Annotated in this window: 27 protein-coding genes; 12 read left to right on the top strand and 15 right to left on the bottom strand. The window is 67.6% G+C overall.

The window, feature by feature from the left end:
• Position 1: 1 nt before the first annotated feature.
• A complete protein-coding gene (locus ACV7NN_RS10905; RefSeq protein ID WP_463349602.1) occupies positions 2 to 1,024 on the bottom strand; it encodes a zinc-dependent alcohol dehydrogenase in 1,023 nt (340 codons plus the stop codon).
• A 196-nt stretch (positions 1,025 to 1,220) separates the two neighbouring features.
• Here ACV7NN_RS10905 and ACV7NN_RS10910 point away from each other — a divergent pair, with 196 nt between their 5' ends.
• From ACV7NN_RS10910 to prpB, 3 genes are read left to right on the top strand one after another with little or no spacing between them, the layout of a single operon-like run.
• The gene (locus tag ACV7NN_RS10910) at positions 1,221 to 1,892 is read left to right on the top strand and encodes a GntR family transcriptional regulator (protein WP_463349603.1); all 672 of its coding nucleotides are present in this window, start codon (positions 1,221 to 1,223) and stop codon (positions 1,890 to 1,892) included.
• A gap of 23 nt (positions 1,893 to 1,915) precedes the next feature.
• A complete protein-coding gene (locus ACV7NN_RS10915) occupies positions 1,916 to 3,391 on the top strand; it encodes an MmgE/PrpD family protein (protein ID WP_463351278.1) in 1,476 nt (491 codons plus the stop codon).
• Positions 3,391 to 4,296 carry a methylisocitrate lyase gene (gene prpB / locus ACV7NN_RS10920; protein ID WP_463349604.1) on the top strand — a complete coding sequence of 302 codons (906 nt, stop codon included), beginning with the start codon at positions 3,391 to 3,393 and terminating at the stop codon, positions 4,294 to 4,296. The genes ACV7NN_RS10915 and prpB overlap by 1 nt, the downstream gene beginning before the upstream one ends.
• On the opposite strand, the gene mgtA is transcribed toward prpB, so the two are convergent.
• The 8 genes from mgtA to ACV7NN_RS10960 form a co-directional block, all read right to left on the bottom strand.
• Positions 4,268 to 6,940: a magnesium-translocating P-type ATPase gene (mgtA, locus tag ACV7NN_RS10925; protein ID WP_463349605.1), complete on the bottom strand. Its 2,673-nt coding sequence runs from the start codon at positions 6,938 to 6,940 to the stop codon at positions 4,268 to 4,270. The two genes, prpB and mgtA, sit on opposite strands and share 29 nt — an antisense overlap.
• Before the next feature lie 45 nt (positions 6,941 to 6,985).
• Entirely contained in the window at positions 6,986 to 7,267 is a 282-nt protein-coding gene (locus ACV7NN_RS10930; RefSeq protein WP_463349606.1) for a DUF5652 family protein, read from the bottom strand.
• Positions 7,268 to 7,356: 89 nt separating this feature from the next.
• On the bottom strand, positions 7,357 to 7,902 hold the full coding sequence (locus ACV7NN_RS10935) for a flavodoxin family protein (protein WP_463349607.1): 546 nt from the start codon (positions 7,900 to 7,902) through the stop codon (positions 7,357 to 7,359).
• Between the two features lie 20 nt (positions 7,903 to 7,922).
• Positions 7,923 to 8,192: a hypothetical protein gene (locus ACV7NN_RS10940; RefSeq protein WP_463349608.1), complete on the bottom strand. Its 270-nt coding sequence runs from the start codon at positions 8,190 to 8,192 to the stop codon at positions 7,923 to 7,925.
• Positions 8,189 to 9,052: a universal stress protein gene (locus ACV7NN_RS10945; protein ID WP_463349609.1), complete on the bottom strand. Its 864-nt coding sequence runs from the start codon at positions 9,050 to 9,052 to the stop codon at positions 8,189 to 8,191. Before ACV7NN_RS10945 ends, ACV7NN_RS10940 begins: the two co-directional genes overlap by 4 nt.
• On the bottom strand, positions 9,045 to 9,905 hold the full coding sequence (locus ACV7NN_RS10950; protein WP_463349610.1) for a universal stress protein: 861 nt from the start codon (positions 9,903 to 9,905) through the stop codon (positions 9,045 to 9,047). The genes ACV7NN_RS10945 and ACV7NN_RS10950 overlap by 8 nt, the downstream gene beginning before the upstream one ends.
• 80 nt (positions 9,906 to 9,985) lie before the next feature.
• Positions 9,986 to 10,642 (bottom strand): response regulator, encoded by a 657-nt coding sequence (locus tag ACV7NN_RS10955; RefSeq protein WP_463349611.1) that lies wholly within the window; start codon positions 10,640 to 10,642, stop codon positions 9,986 to 9,988.
• A complete protein-coding gene (locus tag ACV7NN_RS10960; protein WP_463349612.1) occupies positions 10,639 to 12,339 on the bottom strand; it encodes a GAF domain-containing sensor histidine kinase in 1,701 nt (566 codons plus the stop codon). The genes ACV7NN_RS10955 and ACV7NN_RS10960 overlap by 4 nt, the downstream gene beginning before the upstream one ends.
• A gap of 192 nt (positions 12,340 to 12,531) precedes the next feature.
• Between ACV7NN_RS10960 and ACV7NN_RS10965 the strand changes: the two genes are divergently transcribed.
• From ACV7NN_RS10965 to ACV7NN_RS10980, 4 genes are read left to right on the top strand one after another with little or no spacing between them, the layout of a single operon-like run.
• Positions 12,532 to 13,431 (top strand): universal stress protein, encoded by a 900-nt coding sequence (locus tag ACV7NN_RS10965; RefSeq protein ID WP_463349613.1) that lies wholly within the window; start codon positions 12,532 to 12,534, stop codon positions 13,429 to 13,431.
• Positions 13,432 to 13,433: 2 nt separating this feature from the next.
• Positions 13,434 to 14,345 carry a universal stress protein gene (locus ACV7NN_RS10970; RefSeq protein ID WP_463349614.1) on the top strand — a complete coding sequence of 304 codons (912 nt, stop codon included), beginning with the start codon at positions 13,434 to 13,436 and terminating at the stop codon, positions 14,343 to 14,345.
• A complete protein-coding gene (locus tag ACV7NN_RS10975) occupies positions 14,329 to 14,748 on the top strand; it encodes a pyridoxamine 5'-phosphate oxidase family protein (protein WP_463349615.1) in 420 nt (139 codons plus the stop codon). The genes ACV7NN_RS10970 and ACV7NN_RS10975 overlap by 17 nt, the downstream gene beginning before the upstream one ends.
• Positions 14,749 to 14,751: 3 nt before the next feature.
• Positions 14,752 to 15,183: a hypothetical protein gene (locus tag ACV7NN_RS10980; RefSeq protein ID WP_463349616.1), complete on the top strand. Its 432-nt coding sequence runs from the start codon at positions 14,752 to 14,754 to the stop codon at positions 15,181 to 15,183.
• 501 nt (positions 15,184 to 15,684) lie between these two features.
• Here ACV7NN_RS10980 and ACV7NN_RS10985 read toward each other — a convergent pair.
• Genes ACV7NN_RS10985 through ACV7NN_RS10995 form a run of 3 tightly spaced genes read right to left on the bottom strand, consistent with a single transcriptional unit; the run spans position 15,685 to position 17,539 of the window.
• Positions 15,685 to 16,653: a hypothetical protein gene (locus ACV7NN_RS10985; protein ID WP_463349617.1), complete on the bottom strand. Its 969-nt coding sequence runs from the start codon at positions 16,651 to 16,653 to the stop codon at positions 15,685 to 15,687.
• Positions 16,650 to 17,390, bottom strand: a complete 741-nt coding sequence (locus tag ACV7NN_RS10990; RefSeq protein ID WP_463349618.1) for a cytochrome b N-terminal domain-containing protein — start codon at positions 17,388 to 17,390, stop codon at positions 16,650 to 16,652. Before ACV7NN_RS10990 ends, ACV7NN_RS10985 begins: the two co-directional genes overlap by 4 nt.
• Positions 17,387 to 17,539 (bottom strand): hypothetical protein, encoded by a 153-nt coding sequence (locus ACV7NN_RS10995; RefSeq protein WP_463349619.1) that lies wholly within the window; start codon positions 17,537 to 17,539, stop codon positions 17,387 to 17,389. The genes ACV7NN_RS10990 and ACV7NN_RS10995 overlap by 4 nt, the downstream gene beginning before the upstream one ends.
• Positions 17,540 to 17,688: 149 nt before the next feature.
• Between ACV7NN_RS10995 and ACV7NN_RS11000 the strand changes: the two genes are divergently transcribed.
• Both ACV7NN_RS11000 and ACV7NN_RS11005 read left to right on the top strand, forming a co-directional pair.
• Entirely contained in the window at positions 17,689 to 18,162 is a 474-nt protein-coding gene (locus ACV7NN_RS11000; protein ID WP_463349620.1) for a pyridoxamine 5'-phosphate oxidase family protein, read from the top strand.
• Between the two features lie 32 nt (positions 18,163 to 18,194).
• Complete coding sequence (locus ACV7NN_RS11005) at positions 18,195 to 19,361, top strand: zinc-dependent alcohol dehydrogenase family protein (RefSeq protein WP_463349621.1); 1,167 nt, start codon at positions 18,195 to 18,197, stop codon at positions 19,359 to 19,361.
• 31 nt (positions 19,362 to 19,392) lie between these two features.
• Here the strand turns inward: ACV7NN_RS11005 and ACV7NN_RS11010 are convergent, their stop codons facing one another.
• A complete protein-coding gene (locus ACV7NN_RS11010) occupies positions 19,393 to 20,364 on the bottom strand; it encodes an MBL fold metallo-hydrolase (protein WP_463349622.1) in 972 nt (323 codons plus the stop codon).
• 4 nt (positions 20,365 to 20,368) lie between these two features.
• Positions 20,369 to 21,346 carry a helix-turn-helix transcriptional regulator gene (locus tag ACV7NN_RS11015; RefSeq protein WP_463349623.1) on the bottom strand — a complete coding sequence of 326 codons (978 nt, stop codon included), beginning with the start codon at positions 21,344 to 21,346 and terminating at the stop codon, positions 20,369 to 20,371.
• Between the two features lie 59 nt (positions 21,347 to 21,405).
• Here ACV7NN_RS11015 and ACV7NN_RS11020 point away from each other — a divergent pair, with 59 nt between their 5' ends.
• Positions 21,406 to 22,557 (top strand): epoxide hydrolase family protein, encoded by a 1,152-nt coding sequence (locus ACV7NN_RS11020; RefSeq protein WP_463349624.1) that lies wholly within the window; start codon positions 21,406 to 21,408, stop codon positions 22,555 to 22,557.
• A gap of 27 nt (positions 22,558 to 22,584) precedes the next feature.
• On the opposite strand, the gene ACV7NN_RS11025 is transcribed toward ACV7NN_RS11020, so the two are convergent.
• Entirely contained in the window at positions 22,585 to 23,697 is a 1,113-nt protein-coding gene (locus tag ACV7NN_RS11025; protein WP_463349625.1) for a peptidoglycan-binding domain-containing protein, read from the bottom strand.
• A gap of 109 nt (positions 23,698 to 23,806) precedes the next feature.
• On the opposite strand from ACV7NN_RS11025, the gene ACV7NN_RS11030 reads away from it, so the two are divergent.
• Together ACV7NN_RS11030 and ACV7NN_RS11035 are read left to right on the top strand one after the other, a co-directional pair.
• On the top strand, positions 23,807 to 25,582 hold the full coding sequence (locus tag ACV7NN_RS11030; RefSeq protein WP_463349626.1) for a SulP family inorganic anion transporter: 1,776 nt from the start codon (positions 23,807 to 23,809) through the stop codon (positions 25,580 to 25,582).
• Positions 25,583 to 26,010: 428 nt separating this feature from the next.
• The gene (locus ACV7NN_RS11035; protein ID WP_463349627.1) at positions 26,011 to 26,787 is read left to right on the top strand and encodes an electron transfer flavoprotein subunit beta/FixA family protein; all 777 of its coding nucleotides are present in this window, start codon (positions 26,011 to 26,013) and stop codon (positions 26,785 to 26,787) included.
• The last annotated feature ends 37 nt before the right edge of the window (positions 26,788 to 26,824 follow it).

The raw sequence follows: 26,824 nt of genomic DNA on the forward strand, positions 1-26,824 counted from the left end.
CTCACGGGTTCGGGATGCGCGGATCCACGTGGATCTTAGGTCCCGCCCCCGCCCCCGCCGGGCGCCTGCCTGCGAGGACGTCCGCGACCCCGTCCAGGCCGACCGTCGCGGCGACCAGTGGCCTCGGGTCGACGCGCCCTTCTGCATATTCGACGATCGTCCCCGCGAGCCCCGGTGAGGCGCTCAGCACCCCGACGGCCGTGACGTCCTTGAGCGCGATCGTGCGCGTGTCGACGAGGCTGGGCTTCCCGGCGAGCCCGACGTAGACGACGCGGCGCCCGGGCTCGACCAGGTCGAGCGCCTTCGCCGGAAGGGCAGGAGCGTTGGATGCGTCGATCACCGCGTCGAAGGGAAGCGACGGCAGCGTCTCCTCGGTCCAGACATCGTCGAATCCGAGGGTCCTCGCGAAGGCGAGCGACCGCTCGGAGCGCCCGAGGAGGTGGACTTCCGCTCCGGCCGCACGGGCGAACATACCGGTGAGCAGCCCGATCGCGCCGGGACCGAGCACGAGGACGCGGTCGCCGGGCCGCACATCCGCCCCCTGAACAGCCCGCAGCGCGTTGCCGCCGGGCTCGACGAGCGCGCCGAGCGCCGCATCCAGCTCGGGCGGCAGCCGGTGCAGCGACCGCGCAGGGACCGCGAGCTGTTCTGCGAGCGCGCCCGCCCGACCCCCGCGGATCCCGACCTCTTCGCGGAACTCGCAGACGTGCTGGTAGCCGGCGAGACAGCGGCGGCAGACACCGCAGCCGAGCATGGTGTCGCCCATGACGCGCTCGCCGACCCACTCCGGGTCGACCCCGTCGCCGACGGCCGAGACGGTTCCCATCCACTCGTGCCCGATGCGCACCGGGTACGAGGCGTGGCCGTCTTCGAGATATTGCATGTGACCGGTGAAGAACTCGACGTCGGTGCCGCAGACTCCTGCGCGCTCGACGTCGACGACGACTTCACCGGGTGCTGCGGCCGGTGGTTCGACGTCGTGGACGCCGGCTTCGCCGGGCGCAGTTATCACGAAAGCGCGCATGGGTCCCATTCTCTGTCAGTCGCCCGTCGGCGTGACCGCGCGATCCGTCGAGTCCGGGAAAAGTCCGCTGATTCGGCGGAATCGCGCGGACTTTTCCCGGGCTCAATGGCCTCGTTGACAGCAGCGTATACATGGGTGGAGAATTGGGCACGATTCGGGCGCGTTGAGGTAGGCTGTGTATACACGAGAGGATCGGATGGCCACGAAAGCGAGCGACCGCGCCTACACGGCGCTACGCGAGGACATCATGGAATGGCGCCTCGCTCCCGGCACCGTGCTCCAGGAAGTCGAACAGTCGGAGCGCCTCGGGGTGTCCCGGACCCCCGTCCGTGAGGCGCTGGCGCGGCTCGGGGCGGATGGGCTGGTCGCCGCCCAACGCGGTCGCGGTCTGGTCGTCACCACCGTCTCCGTCGAGAGCATCACGCACCTCTTCGAGCTCCGCCGCGTGCTCGAACAGGAATCGGCCCGGCTCGCGGCACGGAATCGCGAGCGCGACGTGTTCCTCGGCCTCCGCGATGAGTTCCGGTCCGCCGCCGAACTGCTCGAAGACGGCGACCCGGCCCACGAGCGGTACTACGACCTGGTCGCCCGCTTCGACCACGCCGTCGACGACGCCACGGGAAATCCCTATCTCGTGTCCACCCTGCACAATCTGCGCCCCCATCTCGTGCGCATCCGCCGGGTGTCGCGCGACGATCCGGCGCGGCTGCGCGCGGCGGCCGAGGAACACCTCCTCATCGTGGAGGCGATCGTCGACGGCGACGCCGAGCTCGCAGCATCCGCCACCCAGGTCCACCTGTACCGGAGCCTGCACAGCGTGCTCGCCTCCGCTGAACGACTCACCGCGGTGAGAGAGGAAGAGAAGTGAAGAACCACACCGTACGTGTCCACATGAGCGAAGAGAACCTGGCCCGCGAGGACCAGCTCGCCTGGAAGATCGCGGAGGTCGCCACCGACCCGGTCGAGGTGACCGCCGAGGTGACTGAGATGGTCATCAACCGCATCATCGACAATGCCGCTGTCGCCGCCGCCTCCATCACGCGCGCGCCCGCCATCGCCGCCCGGTCCCAGGCCGAAGCCCACCCGGCCGCGCCCGGCTCGACGGTCTTCGGCATCGACGAGCACGTCAGTCCGGAATGGGCCGCCTGGGCGAACGGTGTCGCCGTTCGCGAGCTCGACTACCACGACACCTTCCTCGCCGCCGAGTACTCGCACCCGGGCGACAACATCCCCCCGATCCTCGCGGTCGCCCAGCACTCCGGCGCGTCCGGCGAGGCGCTCATCCGCGGCATCGCGACCGGCTACGAGGTCCAGGTCGACCTCGTGAAAGCGATCAGCCTGCACAAGCACAAGATCGACCACGTGGCTCACCTCGGCCCCTCGGCGGCGGCGGGCATCGGCACACTGCTCGGCCTCGACACCGAGACGATCTTCCAGGCGGTCGGCCAGGCGCTGCATACGACGACCGCGACCCGCCAGTCGCGCAAGGGCGAGATCTCCACCTGGAAGGCCTACGCCCCGGCGTTCGCGGGGAAGATGGCGGTCGAGGCGGTCGACCGGGCGATGCGCGGCCAGACCAGCCCGACGCCGATCTACGAGGGTGAGGATGGCGTCATCGCCTGGCTGCTCGACGGACCGACGGCGAGCTACGAGGTCCCGCTCCCCGAGAAGGGCGAGCCGAAGCGCGCCATCCTCGACACCTACACGAAGGAACACTCGGCGGAGTACCAGGCGCAGGCCTGGATCGACCTGGCGCGCAAGCTGCACAGCGAGCATCAGGAAGCCACTGACCCGCGCAACGTGACGTCGATCGTCATCCACACCAGCCACCACACCCACTACGTGATCGGTTCTGGCGCGAACGACCCGCAGAAGTACGACCCGACCGCTTCGCGCGAGACGCTCGACCACTCGATCCCCTACATCTTCACCGTCGCCCTCCAGGACGGCGAATGGGATCACCAGAAGTCGTATGCCCCTGAGCGCGCCGGCCGCCCCGACACCGTCGAGTTGTGGCACAAGGTCACCACGGAGGAGGACGCCGAGTGGACGCGCCGCTACCACTCCAACGACCCCGCCGAGAAGGCCTTCGGCGGCCGGGTCGAGATCGAGCTCGCCGACGGTTCGCGGATCGTCGACGAGATCGCGGTCGCCGACGCGCATCCGCTCGGCGCGCATCCGTTCGCCCGCGCCGACTACATCCGCAAATTCCGGATGCTCGCCGCGCCCGTCCTCGAGCCCGCCGAGATCGAGCGCTTCCTCGAAACCGTCCAGCGTCTGCCCGAGCTGAAAGCCGGCGAGCTCGACGGCCTCAACATCATCGCCACGGCCGGCGTGCTGACGCCCGGCCCGAAGGGACTGTTCTGATGCTCTACTCCTCTGTCACCCCCGCCGACAAGCGCGCGAAGCTGCGGGCCGACCTCGCCACTGGAAGACTGCTGCGCTTCCCCGGCGCGTTCAACCCGCTCAGCGCACGGCTGATCCAGGACAAAGGCTTCGAAGGCGCCTACATCTCGGGTGCCGTCATCGCCGCCGACCTGGGCCTGCCCGACATCGGCCTGACCACGCTCAGCGAGGTCGCCGGTCGCGGGCAGCAGATCAGCCGGATGACCGACCTGCCCACACTCATCGACGCCGACACCGGATTCGGCGAGCCGATGAACGTCGCCCGCACAGTGCAGGCGCTCGAAGACGCGGGCGTCGCCGGCCTCCACATCGAAGACCAGGTGAACCCGAAGCGCTGCGGCCACCTGGACGGCAAGGCCGTGGTCGACCTCGCCACGTCGACCAAGCGCATCCGGGCGGCAGTGGGTGCACGGCGCGACCCGAACCTGCTCATCATGGCCCGCACGGACATCAGGGCGATCGAGGGGCTGCAGGCGGCGATCGACCGCGCCAAGGCGCTGGTCGACGCCGGTGCGGACGCGATCTTCCCCGAAGCGATGGCCGACCTGGCCGAGTTCGAGGCAATCCGGGCCGCGGTCGACGTGCCCGTGCTCGCCAACATGACTGAGTTCGGCAAGAGCGAGTTGTTCACCACGGAGCAGCTCGCGGGGGTCGGGATCAACATCGTGATCTACCCGGTCTCATTGCTGCGCATCGCGATGGGAGCGGCCGAACGGGGGCTCGAGACGATCCAGCGCGAAGGGTCGCTGAAGTCCGAGGTGGCGGGGATGCAGACGCGGGCGCGGCTGTACGAACTGCTCGACTACGAGGGCTACAACGCCTTCGACACGTCGGTCTTCAACTTCGAGGTCCCGACCGGAGCCTGACCGCTCGCGGCGACCGCGCGGTGAAGCGGGAGGCCCGGCGCCTCACTCGGTGCGGATACCCGCGGCGGCGCTCAGGAGCCGGGACGGGCTTCTGCGCCGCGCGCGAGAAGAACCACACCTTCGCCACCTCGACGAGCACGAGGTACGCCAAGATCATCCCGACCAGTGCCAGGAAGAACGGCAGTGGGATCGGCGAGAACCCGAGGACACCGGCGAGCGGGGAGTACGGAAGCCACGCGCCCACCGCGACCACCGCGAGCGATGCCACGGCGAGCGCGACCGAAGGGCGACTCCGGAAGAACGGAACGCGCCTGGTGCGGATGGCGAAGATGATCAGCGTCTGCGTCGCGATCGACTCGATGAACCACCCCGACCGGAACTCGGCGGGCGCTGCGTTGAACACGAAGATCATCAGCGCGAAGGTGGCGAAGTCGAACACGGAGCTGATCGGCCCGAAGGTGAGCATGAAGCGGCGGATGAACGCGATGTCCCAGTGCGAAGGAGCCCGCAACTGCTCGGGGTCGACGCGGTCGGTCGGGATGGCCAGCTGGCCGGTGTCGTAGAGAAGGTTGTTGAGGAGGATCTGCCCCGGCAGCATGGGCAGGAACGGCAGGACGACCGACGCCACGGACGCGCTGAACATGTTGCCGAAGTTGCTCGAGGTGCCCATCAGCACGTACTTGATCGTGTTGGCGAAGATCCGCCGCCCTTCCATGACGCCGTTGGCGAGCACGCTGAGGTCCTTGTCGAGCAGCAGCACGTCGGCGGCGTCCTTGGCGACGTCGGCCGCGGTGTCGACAGAGATGCCGATGTCGGCGCGATGCAGGGCCAGCGCGTCGTTGACCCCGTCGCCGAGGAACGCGACAGCGCGACCGCGTCTGCGCAGAAGGGCGATGATGCGCGCTTTCTGCTCCGGCGACACCCGCGCGAAGATCGTGGCCTTCTGCGCCGCTTCAGTGAGCCCTTCGTCGTCGAGGGCATCGATCGCGTCGCCGGTCAGTGTCCCGCCGGAGGCCATCCCCAGCTCAGCGCACACCTTCTCGGCGACGACCGCGCTGTCGCCGGTGGCCACCTTGACGGCGATGCCGAGCGCTGCAAGCTGGTCGAGGGATGCGCGGGCATCCGATTTCGGACGGTCGAGGAAGGTGAGGAACCCGACGAGCTCGAGGCCGGTCTCGTCAGCGGGTCGGACGCGGGTGAGCTCACGCGCATCCCTGGTCGCCACGGCTACGACGCGTGCGCCGGCCCGGTACTGGGCGTCGAGGACGGCGTGGGCGTCTGCCGGGACGTTCGCGCACCGCGCCATCACGTCCTCCGGTGAGCCCTTCGTGATCAGCGTCGTCACCCCGTCGGCACCCGCGACGAGCGCGCTCGTCATGCGGCGCTCGTGATCGAACGGCAGCAGCGCGATCCGCTGCCGGCGACGAGGGTCGAACGCGGCGGCCTCTGGGCTGTCCCAGAGCGCGGCGTCGAGCGCGTTCAACCCGACGGTCGACGGGGCCGGTTTCGAGTAGTCGGCCTCGGTCGCGAGCAGGCCGAGGAGCAGCACCTCGGTGGCACCCTGAGAGCCGTCGACCGGGATCGCCGCACTGAAGCTGATCCGGCCCTCGGTGAGCGTCCCCGTCTTGTCGGTGACCAGCAGGTCCATATCCCCCAGGTCCTCGATGCAGACGAGCCGCTTGACGAGCACTTTGCGCTTGGCGAGCGAACGCGAACCGGTCGCAAGGCTCGTGCTCACCACAGCGGGAAGCAGCTGCGGCGTGATCCCGACGGCGATCGCGAGCGAGAAGAGCAGGGATTCGATCACGGGACGCTGCAGCAGGAGGTTGGCCACGAAGATCAGCGAGGTCAGCACGATCGCCACTTCGAGCAAGAGAACCGAGAATCGGCCGAGCCCGCGCTGGAACTCGGTCTGGGGCTGCTGGGTGCCCAGCCCGACCGCGATGCGTCCGAACACGGTGCGGGGTCCCGTTGCGATCACGACGCCGTTTCCGCCGCCCGACTGCACCACGGTGCCCATCATCGCGCAGCACGCGAGGTCGCCCAGGTCCGTCCCCGCAGGAACAGGTGCCGGGTCCTTCGTGACGGGCATCGACTCCCCGGTGACGATGCTCTCGTCGCACTGGAGGTCGTCGCAGCTGAGCAGCCGCAGGTCCGCCGGGACGACCGTTCCCACGCTGAGCGTCACGACGTCACCGGGAACGAGGTCGACGACGTCCACCGCGCGCGGTGTCCCGTCGCGGACGACGATCGCCTTGTACCTGATCTGATCGTGCAGGGCGTCGGCCGCGCGCTCCGCCCGGAACTCGTTCACGAAGCCGAGTCCAACGCTCACCACCAGGATGACCGCGATGATCACCGAGTTGGTCGAGTCGCCGAGAAAGGCGGAAACGAGAGCGGTGACGAAGAGCAGAAGCAGGATGGGGCTCTTCAACTGCCGACCGAGCACGAGCCACGGACGCGCACGATGCCCGCGGACGGCGTTCGGGCCGATCGTGCGGAGCCGGTCTGCAGCTTCGGCCGAGGTGAGACCGCTTCCGTCGGGCGTGGTCTCGCGGAGCACATCGCCGGCCGGGCGCGTGGCCGCGTCGCGGAGCGCATCCGCTTCACCGAGCTGGACGGTACGCGTGTCTCCGGCGGTCACGTTTCAGCTTCGCACCGCGAACCCGGAAAATCCTGCATCGACGACTCAGGTCTCTTCGGTGTGGGTCTGCTGGATGTACGGGCGGCCGTCGATGATCTCGGGCTGCTCGCTCTTCTTCCTGCTGGGGCTGATCTTGAAGAGATACAGCGCGTCGAGGATGCCGGCCGAGTTGACGAGGAACAGGGTCGCGAACCACGGCTTGCTGTCGTCCTTCGCAGCGCGCCAGAGGGAGGCGGCCTTCCAGGCCAGCGAATACGCCATCACGGCACCGAAAGCGGCCTTCCTACCAGGGCTGACCGTCATGTGATGGCTGTTCGTGTTGTGCATGAGAAGCCCTTTCCGACTCGGATACGTCCAGTGTGCGCTCCTGCGGCAACACGGCTCTAGGGTCGAACGTCCTGCGGGTCGCACCGGGCTCAGGCGGTGTCGGTCTTCGCCAGCCTCTTCTCGGCTGCCTGCGCCACCTGCTGTCCCCATGCTGTCGCCCTGTCCTGTTCCGTCAGTTCGAGCCGGGTCCCCTTGATCAGGAAGCTCTCTGCGTCGACCAGTCGCTGAGCGCCCAGCTTGTGCAGTTTGCGGTCGATCTTCTCCGAGGCCGCGCCGCTGAGGATGCGGGGCATGTCGGCGCGGGTGTCGAATGCGGCGAAGAATGCAGGGACCGCCGGCTTCTCCGCGAGCCATTCCCGGATCCCGGTTCCGGTCGCCTCCGGTTCCAGCGTCAGGCTCCGAGCCGGATCCGCGGCTTGCTTCGCCGCCTCTGCACGGCTTTCGGGACGGCTGAGGCCGTGCCCGTGCGTGGGCGCACCGACCAGGATCACGTCGGCGTTCGCGACGATCTCCGGGGTGAGGTCGTTGATGTTCACGACGGACACGAGGGCGAGGTCCTGGCTGCCTTCGCCGATCGCCTCAGCGATCTGACGCGTGTTGCCGAACATCGATTCGTAGACGATCAGGATCTTCATGACTTCCTCCAGACGAACGGCTAATCGCGGACTGCGCGCAGCTTCCAGCGCGCCATCCCCGTCGAGACGACATCGAAACTGTGCGACTCACCGGCCGGCGTCGTCGCGCGGAACCGCCATCCGGTCACCAGCGACGGATGAGGTGCGGCGCCCTTTCCGGTGGGAACGGTGCGTCCGAGCGGTTCGGGAGCGCCGTCGATGTAGAACCGCTCGCCCTTCCAGGCCATGCGGACGGGAACGTCGCGTTCGAGCACGAGCGCCACGGAATCTTTGAGCAGGGTGGCGGTCATGGCTGCTTCACCTCCGGTGCGATCACGGCTGTGGGACAGACGATGTCGAGGATGACCGTGTGACTGACCGACCCCATCCAGACGCGCGACAACCCACGCCGCTGGTGGGTCCCGACGACCAGCATCGCCGCGGAAGACGCGAGCCGGAGCAAAGCCAGGGCGGCATCCTCTCGCAGCAGATGGGCCTTGACGTTCACCCCGGGACAGGTCGTCGCGACGATATCGAGCGCTTGGTCGAGAACGTCGCGATGGGCGGCTTCGAGCGAGTCGACGAGATCTTCGTCGGGTACGGCCCCCGACTGCCAGGCGAGCGGTTCCGTCCAGGCGTGCACGACGTGCAGGGTCTCGCCGCGTCGGGATGCTTCACGCGCTGCGAAACCGAGCGCGAGATTGCCGGTGTGCGATCCGTCGATGCCGACGACGACCTCCGCCCGCTGACGCCGCGAAGCATCGACTGGAATGATCAGCACCGGCCCGTTCGCCGCCGAAGCAAGCCTGGCCCCGAGCGACCATCCGTACTTCGTGTGCATCCCGCGACGCAAAGCGGTTCCGACGACGAGGATCGAGTCGGACCGGGTGAACTCGAGCAGTTCGTCGTACGGGTCGCCGCGCATGATGTGGGTGTTCAGCGAAACGCCCGGCGTCTCGCGGTGGATGCGCATGGCCTCGGCGTCGACCGCTTCGTGCGAGCGGGCCAGCAACCGTTCGGTCGCAAGATAGTCCGAGGACACTTTGGTGTCGTCGACCACGTGAACGAGGTCGATCGTGCCCACGCCGTCGGACTCGCGTGCGATAGCCCAGTCGAGGGCCGCGGTCGCGGGCTCGGTTCCGTCCCAGGCGACGACGATGCGTTCACTCATGTCCGATCATCTCCTTCTCGTGCTGCCGTGCCACGGCGACGGGTGTTTCCAGGTTGAGGAGAACGTCGTGCGCGACCGAGCCCATCAGCGCGCGTTCGGCCGCGCCCCGCGACCGGCTGCCGACGACGAGCAGGCGGCTGCCCCGCGCGGCCCGGACGAGTGCTGCTGCCGGAGCCGCTTCGAGCTCGCGGCTGGATACCGGTGGTGCCGGCCGCATGGCGTGCACCTTCGCGGTCGCCTTTTCGAGGGCGCGCTCCCGATGGTGGTCGATCGTCCGCTCAGGGACGAGACCGGTGAGAAGCGGGTTCGCCGAATAGCCGCCCGCGACGACAGTGAGCGCATCGCCGTGCAGGATCGCCTCGCGCGCGGCGAAGTCGAGCGCGATCTCGGCGGGGGGTGTGCCGTCGACGCCGACGACGACGCCGCTGCCCGTGGGTGTCCAGCCGTGCGGAACGACCACGACGGTGCACGGTGCGATCGCCGCTGCCCGCACGGCGAGAGAACCGGTGAAGCTCGACTCGATCGCGTTCCGGCGCTGCATGCCGATGACGAGGATGTCGGCGCGGGCCGCCGCATCCCGCAGGCCGGCCGCGACCTTTCCGAAGGCCCAGCCGCCCGTCACGTGCACGCCGGATGCGTGATGCTGCGCGTACGTACGGCTGGCGCTGAGGATGCGATCCGCCGCTTCGACGAGTCGCGGTTCCGGTGCTTCATCGTGGTCGGCCCATGACCGCCCGATGACGAGGAACAACTCGACGGATGCACCCGTCAGACGGGCCCTGTCGAGAGCCCAGCGGATCGGCGCTCGGTGCGAAGAGTCGCCGTCGACGGCGACGATGATGTGCTCGGTCACTAGGGCCTCCAGGAGGTTGGGCGGCTGTCCGCCACTTCCAGAGTGGCGGGCCGCCCTCCCCTGCCGTAGTGCCTTAAGTCCTACGGCTGCGAAGCGGCGCTCCGGTGTTCGACATGAAGGATCGCGGCCTGCGTCCTGTGCTCAAGACCGAGCTTGCTGAGCAGCGACGAGACGTAGTTCTTGACGGTCTTCTCCGCGAGGGTCAGACGCTCACCGATCTGCCGGTTAGTCAGCCCGTCTGCGATCAGTGCGAGGATCTGGCGTTCGCGCAGGCTGAGCCCGTCGAGCAGCGGATCGGCCGCGTCCGCGCTCTTCAGGCGACTCACCACGCGCTGCGAGATCGCGGGGTCGATGAGGTTCTTGCCCGCGTGCGCAAGGCGGATGGAGTCGATGAGCCTGCTGCCCCGGATGTCTTTGAGGACGTAGCCGGATGCACCGGCGATGACTGCCGCACGCAGAGCGTCGTCGTCATCGTACGCCGTGAGGATCAGGCATCGGACAGCCGGCTGGGTGCTCCGGACCTCCCGGCAGACGTCGATGCCGCTGCCGTCGGGCAGCCGCACGTCGAGGACCGCGACATCCGGTCTCGTTGCGGCGATGCGTGCGCGCGCCTGCGCGGCAGTGCCGGCTTCGCCCACCACCTCGAGGTCGGCTTCGGCGTCGAGCAGGTCGGCGATCCCCCGCCGCACGATCTCGTGATCGTCGACCAGGAACACCCGGATCGGATCGGCCGTCACGATGCGTCCAGCGTGGAGATCGGCACCCACCAGACCAGCCGGGTCCCCGGGTCGGCGGCCTCGATGGTCATCGTCCCTCCTCGTCTCGTCGCGCGCTCGAGCCCGTTCTTGAGGCCGCTGCGCCGGGTGCTGCCTCCGAGCCCGACCCCGTCATCCTGAATCCGGAGCGTCACGGTTGCGTCGTCGACCTCCAGATTGACCGACACGTGCGCAGCGTGGGCGTGGCGTGCGGCGTTCGTCAGTCCTTCCCGGACGACCGCGCTGACGTCTTCGGCCAGATCGTCGACGACCACGAGATCGACAGGTCCGGCGAAGCTGAGTGCTGCGGGACGCGTCAGTCCGGGTGCGATCTCGTCCGCGAGGTCGAGGATGCGGTTCCGCACGCTGCTTGCGTCGGCGTTCTGACGTGAGAGGGCGAAGATGATGGTTCGGATCTGCGCGATCGCCGTATCGATCGAGGTCACGCTTCGATCGAGCCGCTCCGCGATCGCTGGGGAGGGGACGGCCGCTCCGATGCTCTGCAGTTCGAGACCGGTCGCGAAGAGCTGCTGGATCACGTGGTCGTGCAGGTCGCGCGCGATCCTGGTGCGGTCCTCGAGCAGGAGCATCCGCTGCCTGTCCGCGCGCGCGGCCGCCAGCTCGATCGCGATACCGGCCTGGGCCGCGAGGTCGGCGACGCGTTCCAGGTCGAACGGAATGAAAGCGGGATCGCCGGCGCCGCGGAGGACGACCAGCAGCGAAGACGTATCCTGATCGATCCGGAACGGCACGATCAGGGCGGATCCCCACGCCGATTCGTCGGGCGCGAGAGTCTCACCGTCCAGCACCTCGACGATGCGGGGACCACCGCTTTCGAACGCTCCGGTCAGCATCTCGCCGGAAAGGGGCCGTGTGGTTCCGCTCAATTCACCCGCACGGTCGCCAAACGCCGCACGCACGAGCACGATGTCCGATGTCGGTTCTTTCGTCAGCACGCACGCCAGCGCAGCGCGGGACAGGCGCGCGACCCAGGCGACCAGCTCGCCCAGCGCATCCTCGGCCTCGCCGCTGAGCAGGGCCGCGCTGACCTCGGATCCGGCTGCACTCCACGCTCGACGGGATTCCGTCTCGGCGAAGAGGCGCGCGTTGTCGATCGCGAACCCGGCGGTCGCCGCGAGCGCGCCGATGAGCTGTTCGTCGTCCCGGCTGAAGCCGCCGCCCTCATGATTGGTGAGGTAGAGATTGCCGTAGACCGAGTCACGCACGCGGATCGGAACGCCGAGAAAGCCGTCCATCGCGGGATGCTCGGCAGGGAAGCCCGCCGAGCGCGGATCGTCGGCGATCCGTTCGAGCCGGATCGGCCGCGGGTCATCGATCAGGGCGCCGAGCAGGCCGTGTCCTTCCGGCAGGTGACCGATCCGCTCGACGATCTCGGGCGCCATCCCGACATGGATGAACTGCTCGAGCCCGCCGTTCGGGGACAGGACCCCGAGTGCCCCGTACTCTGCGCCGACCAGCTCGACGGCCGCTTCAGCGATGCTGCGCAGAACGACCGGGAGCTCGAGATGGGAGACGACCGACCGGTTGGCTTTCACCAGTGCCCGCAGTCTGCCCTGTGTCTGCAGAACGTCCCGGGCGCGGTCGACGAGTTCCGAGAGCGCGCGATCGAGTTCCGCGCGCGGTGCATCGGGGAAAGTGATGGCGTCGTCGTCGACCATTGGCGGATCACCTCCACCTCTCACACCCGTCGCGCCGCGCGGTCAGGCCACCTGTGGGTGAGCCTACTTGCGTGCCCGTCGCGCGTAAAGCACCCGGTTTCAAACCCCAGGTCGTCTCGTGGGACCTTCGGCACTATGGCGCGCTTCGTCCGCTGCGCATGCTCTCTTTATGGGCCGTTACAGGAGGCGCGCATGAGCAACGGAACGACACTCGTCTGCGTCGACGGGTCGATCGCATCGAAGCGGGCCCTCGACTGGGCCGCTCGACGTGTCAGCGATCGCGGAGGCGAGTTGCGCCTCCTCTGCGTCGTCGATCTGGCCTTCGGGAGCGCTGTCTACGGCCCCGGGTTCGACCCGGTCGAGAACGCCTCCTGGGTGCTCGACGAAGCGACCAGGCGCGTCATGCAGGACCACCCTGGCCTCGAGGTGCGCGGCGACTGGGTGGATGGGCGTCCGCTCGGCCAGATCGTCAAGGCATCCGCGGATGCAGAGCTCGTCGTCGTCGGCACGGACAAGTCGGCCGACAACGACGGTCCGAAAGTCGGCACCCTGCCCCTGAGCGTCGCGGCCCGATCGCGGTGCCCGGTCGCCGTCATCCCGGACACCGGGAGGGCGACGCGCAGAGGCGTCGTCGTCGGAATCGACGAGTCGCCGCAATCCCATTCCGCCCTCGCCCTCGCCGTCCGCGAGGCGTGCTGGCTCGGAACGACCGTCCGTGCGGTACACGCATGGAGGGTGCCGCCGCCCTTCGCATCCGACGTCACACCCGACCTCCAGCCCGATCCCGCCTACGAGGCCAAACTTCAGGCCATCCTCGACGATGCGATCGACGAGCTGGCGGTGACCGTCCCCGAGGAGGTCACGATCACGACAGAGCTGGCGCGTGAGAACCCGGCGCTCGCACTGGTCGATCGGGCGCTCGGCGCCGAACTTCTCGTCGTCGGATGCCGTGGGCGTGGGCGCGTTGCGTCGTACGTTCTCGGGTCCGTCAGCCACGACGTCCTGCTGAACATCACCAGCCCCGTCATCGTCGTACCCGGCGAGAGTTCAGCGGTCGTCACCACACAGGATTTCGAGGGGGAGGAATGGTGACCATGGAACAGATCATTGTCGGAGTCGACGGCTCCGTACCGAGCCGAGCTGCGATCCGGTGGAGCGTCGAACGTGCGCGAACACACGGAGTGGGGCTGGTACTCGTGCACGTCATGGATGACGAATGGGGTGCTATCGGATCGCAGCTCATCACTGAGGCCAACCGCGGGTCTGCCGAACTGCTCGACGCTGCTGCTCTTCAGGTGCTCGAGCTGGCGCCGGATATGGACCTCCGCGTCGAGTTGCTCTTCGGAAGCCCGATGTGGGAGCTCGCGCAGCTGTCGAACGAGACCACGCTCGTCGTCGTCGGAACCCACAAGACGGGGTTCCACTACGGTCGCGCGTTCGGTTCCCGCAGCCTGCAGCTCGCTTCCCTCGCGGCCGGGCCGATCGCCGTCATCCCCGAGTCCGCGGTCCGGGTGCGTCGCGGAGTCGTCGTCGGCATCGACGACACCACGGCCGGTCGCAATGCGCTTCTCGTCGCCGCGAACGAAGCGGACGCAACAGACTCCGAGCTCACTCTGGTCCGCGCACTCGATGCCGCAGCCCCCAGACACCTCGATGACGATGACAGGCGCAGCTGGCAGGAGCAGCAGGATGCGCACGCACGCCACCAGCTCGCCGAGTCCGTCAGCCGTGTGCGGGAGCTCCACCCGCATCTCACAACGCGCAGCCGGATCATCCGGCGAGCGCCGGGAATCGCGCTCAACGACGTCTCGCGCACCGCGGAACTGCTCGTCGTCGGAAGCTCCCGGCGCTCCGGTTTCGAGAAGGCGGACGGACTCGGCAGCGTCGCGTACGACGTTCTGCTGAACCTGGTCTGCCCGACCATGATCGTGCACTCGTATGTCGGCGAGTCGACAAGACCTGAACGAACACACCCGCAGGAGGAACACCATGAACACGTCAGCTAACGTCGCCGAGCTCTCCGCAGAGGAATGCTGGGAGAAACTGTCGGCGAATTCGCTGGGAAGGCTCGCGACGGCCGTCGCAGGCGACCCGGACATCTTCCCCGTCAACTACTACTCCGATGGTCGGACTCTTCTGATCCGGACCGCCCCTGGCACGAAGCTGCTCGAGCTCACGATCCACCACGATGTCGCTTTCGAGATCGACGGCTACACCGAGCACGAGGCGTGGAGCGTCATCGTGAAGGGCGTGGCGGAGCAGTTGGAGAGCCAGACCGAGATCGACGAGGCCGACCGCCAGCCGCTGGTGCCGTGGATTCCGACGCTCAAGTACCGGTACGTGCGGATCACCCCGCTCACGATCAGCGGGCGCCACTTCCGTCGCGAATCCGAACCGGAAAGGTATTGAGACATGGCTCGCTGGGTGCGCAACGTGCTCCTCGCGCTGTCAGGTGTGATCGCGGTGACCGCGCTCGCGGGCGGGGGCGCGCTCATCATCGGGTCACTCGTCCCGGGAGCATCCGGGGCCATCGTTCCGCCCGCTGAATTCCTCCGGAACAGTCCGTTCAGTTCTTATATCGTCCCCGGCCTCATGCTCGCCGTCGTCGTCGGCGGGACGCAGGTGGTCGCTTTCATCGCTCTGCTCCGGAACGCCCGCTCCGCCGGAATCATCACGACGATCGCCGCGTTCGCGTTACTCATCTGGATCTTCGTCCAGATGGTGTTCATCCCGTTCAGCGTGCTCCAGGCCGTCTACTTCGCCGGCGCAGCTGCTGAGCTGGGCTTCCTGCTGCTGGGTCTGGGGCTGTTCCAGCCCGCGGCGGTGCCCTCGGCGCGGCGCTGAGGGTTCCTGATCGGGCCCACAGGATCAGTCGACACCCTGTCGTTGGATGAAGGCTGCCATCCCAGGAACGGTGAAGGCAATGACACCGTGGTCGGGCGCATAGACGAGGCGTTTGCTGATCAGGCCTCGACCACGACCTCCACCGCGGCATCCTCCCACTCGGCATCTTCCGCCGCCGCCGGGATCGTGAGTGCCGCTGCGGCCGCGAGATCAGCCATCAGTTTGCGGAGATCGGTTTCCAGGACTCCAGTGTCGGCGCCGCCACCGCCGGCCTCGGTTGAGGTCCAGCCCGAAGGTCCACGCGCCGCTCGAGTCGTACGACGCTTTGAAACTGACGGCGGTCTGGAGCGCCTTCAGTAGACGGCGGCCTGCACTCGGCCGCGCGAGATCCGCCAGAGGCGCGTAGAGCGCTTCGCCGATACAGCCTCAACGCCCAAAATTCAACGAAATATAGGCGACTATACGAAGAACCTATAGTCGCCTATATATCGCTATGAATAGCTACAGTCGCTCGCGTCCGGGCCGCTGGCGCCGGTAGTAGTCGCGCCAGACCAGGCGATGCAGCGGTATCCACTTCGGGATGGTGCGCAGGCCCGGGATGAACGGCAGCAGCGCCAGCAGGACCGTCAGGATGCCCATGATGATGACGACGAGCAGATCCGCATTCGCGGCGGATGCGAAGGGCTCGACCTGGTAGAAGAACGAGAACAGCCAGAGCCACGACTGGCCGGGATAGTTGCCGGTCTCGTTCATCATGCCCCACTGGTCGCCCGTCAGATGCTGGGCCGCAGCCAGGTTCTGGAAGTACGTCCCATCCCCCAGGAAGAGGATCGCCGGAGTGTAGTTCTGGTTGTAGAACCCGCCTTCGCCGGCCAGGGCGCCGTCGAGCGCTCCGCTCTGCGCCATTGTGGTCAGCGACCCGATGAGCGCCGGGACCGGCCCGTATTTTCCGTTGTCGCTCGGCAGCGTCGTGCCTTTCTCTGCGGCGAGCGCTTTCGCGTAGTCGGCCGTCCATCGCGTCTTGTCCGCGGCCGATGCCGCCGACCAGGCCGCGAGGGCGGCCGGTGCGTTCGGTAACGACGCCAGGGGAGCGAGCACGAACTCCTTCGCGGTGTCGATCGGGATGCGCACACCGGACAGGCTCTGCAGGTCCAGCGGCCCGATGGTCTGGGTCGCGTCCGGCGTGTTGTTGTACGGCGGCCCGTAGCCGGCCGTGTCGCTCGTTGCGCCGAGTTCGGCGGTCGCCGTGGTCGCGAAATCGAGGGGCTGGCTGGTCGACCAGTTCTTGAGGGTGATGCTCGGCTCGTCGGGCGACCCGAAGACGGCGACGAGCCCGACGGTCACCAGGGCGACAACCACGAACCCGATCGTGACCTCCTTGAAGAGGTCGTAGTCGCGGACGCGGCCGCGCCACGGCCTGCTCGCCAGGTCGTCCGTTCTGCGCCAGGACATGTTCGGTGAGTGCGTCATCGCTCCTCCTCGGATTCGTTACCGGCACGGACGACCTGGTCGTCTGTCTCGGTTGCGTCGATCGGTGGCACCACCCCGTGCATCCGCACCAGGAGCACGTGGAGCGCGATGACCGCAGCGACCGCCAGCGGCAGGATCGCGATGTGCCAGCCGAACATCTGCCCGACGTTGGCGACATTGAACCAGGCGCCGACGCCGACGGCGTTCAGCGCATCCTTGCCCTCGAAGGCGATCCACTGGGAGTCGAAGTTCGTCTGCAGGAGGTACCCGGTGAAGCCGGCGACGATGGAGACCGCGAACGCGATCACCCCCGTGATCCACGTCAGCACCCGCCCACCGCGCCATGCGGCCATCCAGTACTTGCCCCACAGGTGCACGACCATGAACAGGAAGAAGAGCTCGACGCTCCACAGGTGCACGCCGTTCGTGAAGTGACCGAGCCCTGAGACGTGATCCCAGGCCGGTCCGTTGAGGCTCAGGATGAGCCCGGACCCGATGACCACGGCGAGCGCCGCGAGCGACGCCATCCCGAACACGTAGATCCAGGATGCGACGTAGCTGGGCTGCTCCTGCGGCAGAAGCTTGTCCGGCGGGAGGCGTTTCAGCAGCCACCGCCGTGCCCGGCCGGTCCAGGTGAACACCTCGTCGGCCGAGTCCTGAGGCTCGACAGGGCCCGATGTGGACTCAACAGGGTCCGAAGGGGACTCAGCAGTGCCCGGAGGCTTGAGCGCGCTCATTTCCGCCGCCGCGCTTTCGGGAATGGCAGGAGGAGTGCTGCGACGAACAGCGCGATCATGACCGCGATGACGATCAGGTTGCCGAGCTGCACGACGAAGGGTCCCCAGCCCAGATAGATTCCGGGCGACACGCTCTCGATGATCTCCACGAGAGTCTCCTTTGTTCGTAGCCACATCGTCGCTCGCTGAAAACGCAGTGCATAGGGTCCAAGGTCCCAGGGACCTTCGGCCCTGTCGCCCGGAGCCGAGCCGCGGTGGGATGAACACGCAGGCTCTCGCGTCGTCGAAAGGATCGCTCATGAACGACACCGTCGATCTGCCGGAGTGGTCCGCCCAGGGACCGGTCGTCGAACTCTCCGAAGAGCGATGCTGGGGCCTCATCGCGGGCGCCGGCGTCGGACGGCTCGGCGTCACCATCGGCGAGCAGCCGGAGATCTTTCCCGTCAACTATTTCGCCGACGGACAGACCGTCGTCTTCCGTTCCGCAGAAGGCACCAAACTGCGCGGGCTGGTGGCGAATCGGCTCGTCGTCTTCGAGGTCGACTCGGTCGGCGAACTCCACAACTGGAGCGTGAGCATCAAAGGCACCGCGGTCGTGAGGGACCGCTCCTATTCGAACCGGCCTGCCGAGGACGCGCTGCCCCCGTGGCATCCGGTGACGGAGTACACCTTCGTCGAGATCCTCCCGTCGTCCGTCACCGGGCGGCAGTTCGAACATCACCTCACCGCCGTTCGTCGATCCGACGACGGCACCTTGTCGCCCGAGCTCTGACCGAGTCCGGGCGACCGAACAGAAAGAAGATCATGAAAGCGCTCGTCTACTCAGGCCCCGGAGACAAGAGCTGGCGCGAAGTGCCGCTTCCGGTGATCCAGCACCCGACCGATGTCATCGTCAAAATGGAGGCGACCACGATCTGCGGCACCGACCTCCACATCATGAAAGGCGACGTGCCGGAGGTCACCTCCGGCCGCATCCTCGGACACGAAGGCGTCGGAGTCATCACCGAGGTCGGGTCCGGCGTGACCCTGCTCGCCGTCGGCGACCGGGTGATCGTGTCGTGCATCAGTTCGTGCGGCCGCTGCGAGAACTGCCGGGCCGGTCTGTACAGCCACTGCCTCGACCCGGAGGGCGCGGCCGGAATCGGCTGGATCCTCGGGCACCTGATCGACGGGACCCAGGCCGAGTACGTGCGGATTCCGTTCGGGGAGAACTCCCTCTACAAGGTGCCGAACGGCGTCAGCGACGCTGAGGCGGTCCTGCTCTCGGACATCCTGCCCACCGGTTTCGAGATCGGCGTGCAGTACGGGCAGGTGAAGCCGGGCGATGTCGTCGCTGTCATCGGATCGGGGCCGGTCGGGCTCGCGGCCGTCATGACCGCTCGCCTCTACGGCCCGTCGCGGATCATCGCCGTCGACGTCGACGCGTCCCGGCTGCGTCGCGCATCCGACTTCGGCGCCACCGACACCGTCAACTCAGCCGAGGACGACTGGAAGGACCAGGTGCTCGCCCTGACGGACGGAGCCGGTGTGGATGTCGCCATCGAGGCCGTCGGAATCCCCCGCACGTTCACCATGGCCACCGAGATCGTGCGGCCGGGCGGCCACGTCGCCAACGTCGGCGTGCACGGGAAATCCGTCGACCTGGCACTGAACCAGTTGTGGATCGCCAACATCACGATCTCCACGGGCCTGGTGAACACGAACACGCTCGGGATGCTGCTGAAACTGGTCACCCAGCGTGCGCTGCCGGCTCACGCGTTCGTGACCCACGAGTTCACGTTCGACGAGGTCGACGACGCCTACGACGTGTTCGGGAACGCGGCCGAGCACGATGCGCTCAAGGTGCTCATCCACGACGGTCCCCGCCTGCTCGGTGCGGCCTCCACCGCAGAGAGCGCGCAAGACGCCGCCGAGAAGGTCTACATCGACGGCATCAGCCGGTTCAACCACCCTGGCGAGGTCTTCCAGTGACGGACTGATGGCGGCGGGAGCCGGGGGCGGACTACCCGAGCACCTCCCCGGCAGCGCCCGAGCGCACGAAGTCGAGGTGCATGGCCGTCTGGCTGAGCGCCGAGAGCAGGTAGAACCCGGCCAGGTTGGCCCAGCCCGCCGTCCAGGTGAGCTGGCGTGCGACATCCCAGACCGACGCATCCGGCACCTCGCGGAGCGCCGCTGCGACTTCCCGCGTTCGCCGCAGGTGGTGCTCCGCGATCGCGTTGCACCGGTCTGCAAGCCCGAAGAACCGGTAGCCGTGGCCGGGGCACACCTGGTGGTCGTCGAAGACTGCAACACGCGCCAGGGATCCGAGGTAGTCGGCCATCGGGTTGGTTCCGGTTCTGCCGCCGAGCCCGAGCCCGGAGTAGATCGTCGGCAGCACGTGGTCGCCCGTGAAGATCAGCCGACGCCGATGGTCCCGCAGGCAGATGTGGCCGGGCGTGTGCCCCGGAGTGAGCAGCACCTCGATCTCGGCTCCCGGGATCGGAAGCAGGTCGCCGTCCTCCACGAGCACGTCCGCATCCGCCGACGGAGGGGCCGCTGACGCGAGCGCGCGCGGGTCGAGCTCGCCGCGTCGCTCGACGGGCACACCCCATCCCTCGATCTCGTGCTCGGCCGCCTCCGCGGGCACCCCGCCGGCCATCCGTTCTTTCGCACGCTGCTCGAAGCGATGCATGATGACGGGCGCGCCGGATGCGGAACGCAGCCGTGCCGCCATCCCCAGATGGTCCTGGTGCAGATGGGTGACCGTGATCGATCGCACGTCGGTTACGCGGCGACCGCTCTCCGCGAGGGCGCCGTCGAGGCCCTGCCAGTTCTCGTCGGAATTCCAGCCAGGATCGATGACATGGAGGCCTTTGTCGACATCTTCGATCAGGTAGAGCGCGCTGAAGGGGATATGGCCACCGGGCATGGGCATGCCGAGCGACCACGCTCCGGGAGCGACGGATTCCAGCCCGGGGACACGAACGTCGGCCATGTGCCTACGTTACGGAACGCGGGCCCACATCCGCTGCATCGCCGTAGCGGGCGGCGAGGATGCGCATCCGTTCGACGAGCTCGGGCGGCTCCGTCACCCGGAAGTCGAGGTCGAGAAGTCCGAGATAGACGGCGAGTGTGCCGATGCTGTCGGCGCCGGTGATGAGCGTGCAGGTGTGATCGTCGACCGGATCGACGATGCCGACGGCGGCGTTGATGCGCGACCTCACCTCGTCGGCCGAGGCGAGCACCCTGACGTTCGCGTGCACGTTCCAGCCGCTGTACGCGACCGCACGCATCACGTAGGCGCGCACATCGGGCATCGGCAAGGGCCGCGGCCGGAAGGGCCGGTGCGTCGGCAGGCGCAGGGTGATCGCATCCGCCCGGATGACCGGCCACTCGTCCGTCTCAGGATCGCGACCGAGCAGATACCAGCGGCGCTCCCAGCTCACGAGCCGATACGGTTCGAGGAGCCGGGCGGAACCTGCCGTCTCGAACCGCAGCCAGTGCGCGTCACGGATCGCCAACGCGATCGTCGCGAGCACGTCGGGGTCGAGGAGAGGGTCAGGATCAGGGATTCCCGCATCATCCGCCACCTGCACCGTCGCCTTCGACAGCGCGGACACCTGGCGGCGCAGACGGTTCGGCAACAGGTAGTCGAGCTTCGCCAGCGCCCGGGCGCTGCTCTCCGCCACCCTCTCGACCGCGCTCGTCGCCGCGGCGCGCAGGCCGAGGGTGACAGCGATTGCCTCGTCGTCGTCGAGCAGCAGCGGCGGGAGCGTGACCCCGGCGCCGAGCCGGTAGCCGCCGGCGGGTCCGCGCGCCGTCTCGACGGGGTATCCGAGCTCCCTGAGACGCTCGATGTCGTTCCGGATGGTGCGGGTCGTGACATCCATGCGCTCGGCGAGCTCGGTGGCCGACCACTGCGGCCGCGACTGCAGCGTGGCGAGAAGCGAGAGCACTCTCACGGGCGTCGTCGCCATGGTTCACAACCTCTCTATATAGGAACGATCTGTTCCGGTACGGATCCTACCTTTGACCTATGACGAACACACAGAGCACCACACACCAGGCCACCGATATCCGCCCCTTCCGCGTCTCGATCCCCCAGGCCGACATCGACGACCTCTATCGCCGGCTGGCCGCCACACGGCTGCCCGCTGAAGCACCCGGCGACGACTGGAGCTACGGCACACCCAACCACTACCTGCGCGAGATGCTGCGCTACTGGAAGGAGGAGTTCGACTGGCGGGCGCAGGAGAAGCGCATGAACGACTTTGGTCACTATCTGACCGAGATCGACGGGCAGACCGTGCACTTCGTGCATGTGCCGTCGGTCGAGCCGGATGCCACACCGCTGCTTCTCCTGCACACCTACCCCGGCTCCTTCGTCGACTTCCTCGACATGATCGGTCCCCTCACCGACCCGGTGGCGCACGGCGGTCGCGCCGAAGACGCCTTCTCCGTCGTTGTGCCGTCGATGCCCGGCACCGCCTTCAGCACTCCTCTTGCGGAGCGGGGATGGACGATGGCCCGCGTCGCGCAGACCTACGACGCGTTGATGCGCCGGCTCGGCTACGACAGCTACGGAGCCCACGGCAGCGACGGCGGGGCGATGATCTCCCGCGAGCTCGGCTTGCTCGCACCCGAGGGATTCCTCGGAGCGCACGTGCTCCAGCTGTTCTCGTTCCCGTCCGGCGACCCTGCTGAGTTCGAGAAGCTGACGCCTGCCGACTATGCGGCGCTCGAGCACATGCAGTGGTTCCAGTCGGTCGGCGGGTACAACGCGATCAATGCGTCACGGCCCCAGACGGTGGCGGTCGGCCTCTCCGACTCGCCGATCGCCCAGCTCGCCTGGAACGAACTGTTCGAGTCGTTCGGCAACGGGACCAGCCTGGTCTCGAAAGAGCAGGTCGTCACGGAGGTCGCCCTCGAGTGGTTCACGAACGGTTCTGCGGCGTTCGGACGATACCACTACGAAGAAGCCCACGCCGGCGCGGAGCCCCAGGTGAACTCAGCACGGACCGGCGTCTCCGTGTTCGCTGACGACTTCAAGTCGGTACGCGCCTTCGCCGAGCGCGACAACAGCAACATCGTCTTCTGGGCGAATCACGAACGCGGCGGCCACTACGCGTCGCTCGAACTTCCCGACGAGGTGACCGGCGACATTCGCGCGTTCTTCGGCCTCGAGTAGGCCCGCGCATCCGTTCCCCGTCGGGCCTCAGCTCGACGGGGACGGAGTCGGCGTCGCGCTCGGTACCGGCTGCTTCAGTGCGGCGATCGCCTTCTCGAATGCGGTGATGGTGGCGGCATCGATCGCGCCCGTCTGCTCGACGCCGAGCTCCTTCTGGAACGCCTTCACCGCATCCGTCAGAGCCGGAGTCCACACGCCGTCCACCGGTCCGTCCCAGAACCCGACGAGCTTCAGGGTCTGCTGGATGGCGGCCGTCGAGGCCACATCCGCCTGGGCGGCCGCCCCGCCCTGCGCCTGGAGAACTTTCTGCAGGGCGGCGTCGGTGGCTTTGTCGACCGTGCCCGTCACCGGCAGGCCGCTCGCCTTCTGGAGGCTCTCGATCGCTGCAACCGTTTCCGGCCCGTACACGCCGTCGATGGCGCCCTTGTAGTAGCCGGCGGCGGCGAGTTCCTGCTGCAGCGCGGTCACATATCCGCTGACGGCTGCCTTGGCTGCCTTCGTGTTCTCATCGGCGACGCAGCCGGCATCGACGAACAACCCGAGCCACGCGAACTCGAGGGCGACCGCGGCGCTGTTGAACTGCTCGGCCGCATCCTTCAGCGGAGTCGTCTTCGTGATCGCCGACTGCGCGTCGGCGAACTCCGACTCGGCCTGCTTCACCCGGTCGACGGTCGCTGCGGGCGCCAGCGGTGTCGCGGTCGGTTGCGGGGTGCCGGTGGCGACAGGGCTGCCGGATGGGCCCGCCTTGGCCCGTTCCAGTGCCGCTTGGGCGTCTACGAGGTCCTTCTGTGCGGCCACGTACGCCTGCTGGGCTTCGACGGCCGCCTCGGCGCCGTTCAGGGCCGAGTTCTGCGGCTTCGCGAGGTCCGCGCCCGCGTCGGTGACATCGCCCACGGTGGGGGCCGTCGCGTTCAGCACATCGCCGTACCGGTCCAATGCCGTCACATAGGTCTTGGCCGACTGGCAGAACGTGTTCGTTGCAGCCGTCAGTGCGGACTTGGCCTCGTTCGCCGCCTTCTCCTTGGCCGTCACCTGGGCCTGGGCCTTGTCGACGTCACTGACCGTGCCCGTGCACCCCGTGAGCCCGATCAGCGCGACGGCGACCAACCCCGCGGCCACCGCCCGCCCCCGCATCGTCATCGAATGGATCCTCACGCGAAGCCCCCGATCTCGATCTGTCCCGATCAGAACGCCGTCAGGAGCGCGCCCGTGGTCCTTGTTCTAGCACGCGGAACCGTTTGGTGTCACGATGAGTGCAGCCGGAGTATCCGCGGAAGGGGGACACGATGTCGACGTCCCGCCGCGCATCATGAGCTTCCGGCGACGAATCACCGGGCTGGTTCCGATCCTGGGCTGGATGCGTTCGTACGACCGACGCTGGCTCCGCGGCGACCTGATCGCCGGTGTGACGGTCGCGGCCTTGATCGTTCCGAAGAACCTCGGCTATGCCGGCATCGCCGGGATCCCGCTTCAGAACGGTCTCTACGCTGCCGCCGCCGGCGCCATCCTGTACGGGATCTTCGGCACCAGCCGGCAGATCTCGATGGGTCCGAGTTCAGGCCTGGCCGCCGTGGCCGCCAGCGCCGTGCTCGCCGCCGGCCTCACCAACGAGGGTGACATCGCCGCCTTCGTCGCGGGCATCACCCTTGGGTCAGGAGTGCTGTTCCTGGTGCTCGCCGTGCTCAAAGCCGGATGGATCGCCCAGTTCCTTTCCCGCGCCGTGGTCACGGGCTTCCTCTTCGGAGCCGCCGTCGACGTCGTCATTGGGGAACTGCCCAAGCTCACGGGGAGCACGACAACCGGCTCCAACTCTTTCCAGGAGCTCTGGTCGTGGTTCGGGACCGCGGGCGACTGGAACACGACGACCGTCATCGTCGGCGTCGTCTCGCTGGTCGTCGTCTTCGGGCTCAGACGGATAGCCCCCCAGGTGCCGGGCGCGCTCGTCCTGGTCGTCGGGGGGCTGCTCGCATCCTGGCTCCTCGACCTCGGCGAGCGTGGCGTGGCCCTCGTCGGAGACGTTCCGCGCGGCCTGCCGTCGTTCGTGATCCCGAACCCCGGTCTGCTGTGGGATCACGCAGGCGTCGTCGCCATCGCGGCGATCGCGCTGGTGATGATCGGTTTCTCCCAGACCGCCGGCGACTCCCGGGCATTCGCGGCCAAGCACGGCTACCAGATCGACATCGACCAGGAGTCGATCGCCCAAGGGCTGGCGAACGCGGGCGCCGGTCTGTTCCAGGGCATGCCGGTGTCGACCAGCCTGTCGGCGAGCTCGCTCAACGACCACTCCGGCGCCCGCACAGGACTCGCCTCGCTCACATCCGGTGTCACGGTCGTCCTGACGCTTTTGTTCCTGGCCCCACTGTTCTCGTCCCTGCCCAAGCCGGTGCTCGCCGCCCTCATCATCGAGGCCGTGGTCATGGGGATGATCAACATCCCCGAGATGCGGCGCCTCGCCCGGGTTCAGCCCTTCGACTTCTGGGTCGCGATCGCCGCGATCATCGGCACCCTCGCGTTCGGCGTCCTCGCCGGTGTCATGATCGGGATCGGGCTGTCACTGCTCTGGCTCATCGGAGTCGCCACCCATCCCCATATGCCGATCCTCGCGCGGAAGGCTAAGACGGATGTGTTCCGGGACCTGAGCGAGCACCCTGACGACGAGATCGATCCCGGCGTCGTCGTGGTCCGGATGGACGGCGGCCTCTTCTTCGCCACCTCCGACGCACTGGAGGACCGTCTGCGCGAGATCATCCACTCGAACCCAGGAGTCACGGGAATCGTCCTCGACTGTGCGGGCGTGAACTTCATCGACTCCCAGGGCGTCGCCACGATGAGCGATATCGTCACCCTCACCCAGGACTCGGGCGTGACCCTCCGGCTCGCGCGCCTGAAGCCGGTCGTCATCGCCACGCTCGAACGGGATGGAGTTCTGGAGCGCATCGGAGCGGACAACATCCACGGCAACGTCTCGACCGCCGTGCGGGCACAACGGGAGGCGACGGCGCCGCCGGCAGGGCCGAGCGGCTGAGCCTAGATAGGGTTGGGCAAGTGGATCGGGAATGCTCGATCGGCGTGGGCCCCGGTGTATTCCGGGGCCTATCGCTTTCTTGCTTCAAGGGCCCGCTTACTAAATTGGTGCTTAGCCAGCTATTTTTGTTGACCTCTTCTCTTGACCGCTAATTGACGCGCTCCTCCCCTCGTCCGGAATCAGCCTCGACAATCGAGTGGACGAAACAGTTGGCTCTCCTTCGCGGCGTACATGGCGGCGGGCCTGAATCGAATTACAAGGACGCCAACATATTTATTAGGTACCACTGGTAATCTCAAGTCGCCGGTGGCAATATCGACCGTAATGCGCTCGCCCCTTACCCGGCGATGCCTGCGCCGCCGATCCCGACGTGGTAGAGATGAGCGTGGTAGTGCGCAGACCACCCGTCGGCAAGAAAGAGCTCCCCCATGAAGATCGTCGTCCTGGCCAAGGAAGTGCCTGACACCTACAGCGACCGCAAACTCGATCTCGAGACGGGTCTCGCCGATCGGGCCGCGAGCGATGCAGTGATCGACGAGGTCGGCGAACGCGCGCTCGAGGTGGCTCTCGTGCACGCAGACGCGAACCCCGGAACCGAGGTCGTCGTCCTGACGATGGCTCCCGAAACGGCGAGCACGTCCATCCGGAAGCTGCTGGCGATGGGTGCCGACTCCGCGGTCCACATCGCCGATGAGCGGCTCCTCGGTGCCGACGCCACGGTCACAGCGCAGACCCTCGCCGCCGCGATCTCGCGGACGGGCTTCGACCTGGTGATCGCCGGCAATGAATCGACCGACGGCTCTGCAGGCGTCGTCCCCGCGATGATCGCAGAGCACCTCGGCGTGGCACTGCTCGGCAACCTCGAATCCGTCGAGCTCCACGACGACCGGGTCACGGGTTCCCGCTTCACCGAATCAGGCACCATCGAACTCGAAGCGCCGCTGCCCGCGCTGCTCACGGTGACTGAGAAGCTCCCCGAAGCCCGTTACCCCAATTTCAAGGGCATCATGGCCGCGAAGAAGAAGCCGTACGAGACGATCACGGCGGCTGATCTGGGGGTGGACCCGGAGGACGAGTCGGTGGCTCGGTCGATCATCCTGTCGATCGCCGAGCGTCCTCCGCGCGCCGCCGGCACCGTCGTCGTCGACGAGGGCGATGCGGGCGAACAGCTCGCCGACTTCCTCGTCAAGAACCGTCTCGTCTGAGCGCGACTCGCCCAACAGTTTCAGGAATGGAGAGAAC

The sequence above is a fragment of the Leifsonia sp. Ger2509 genome, assembly GCF_055231915.1.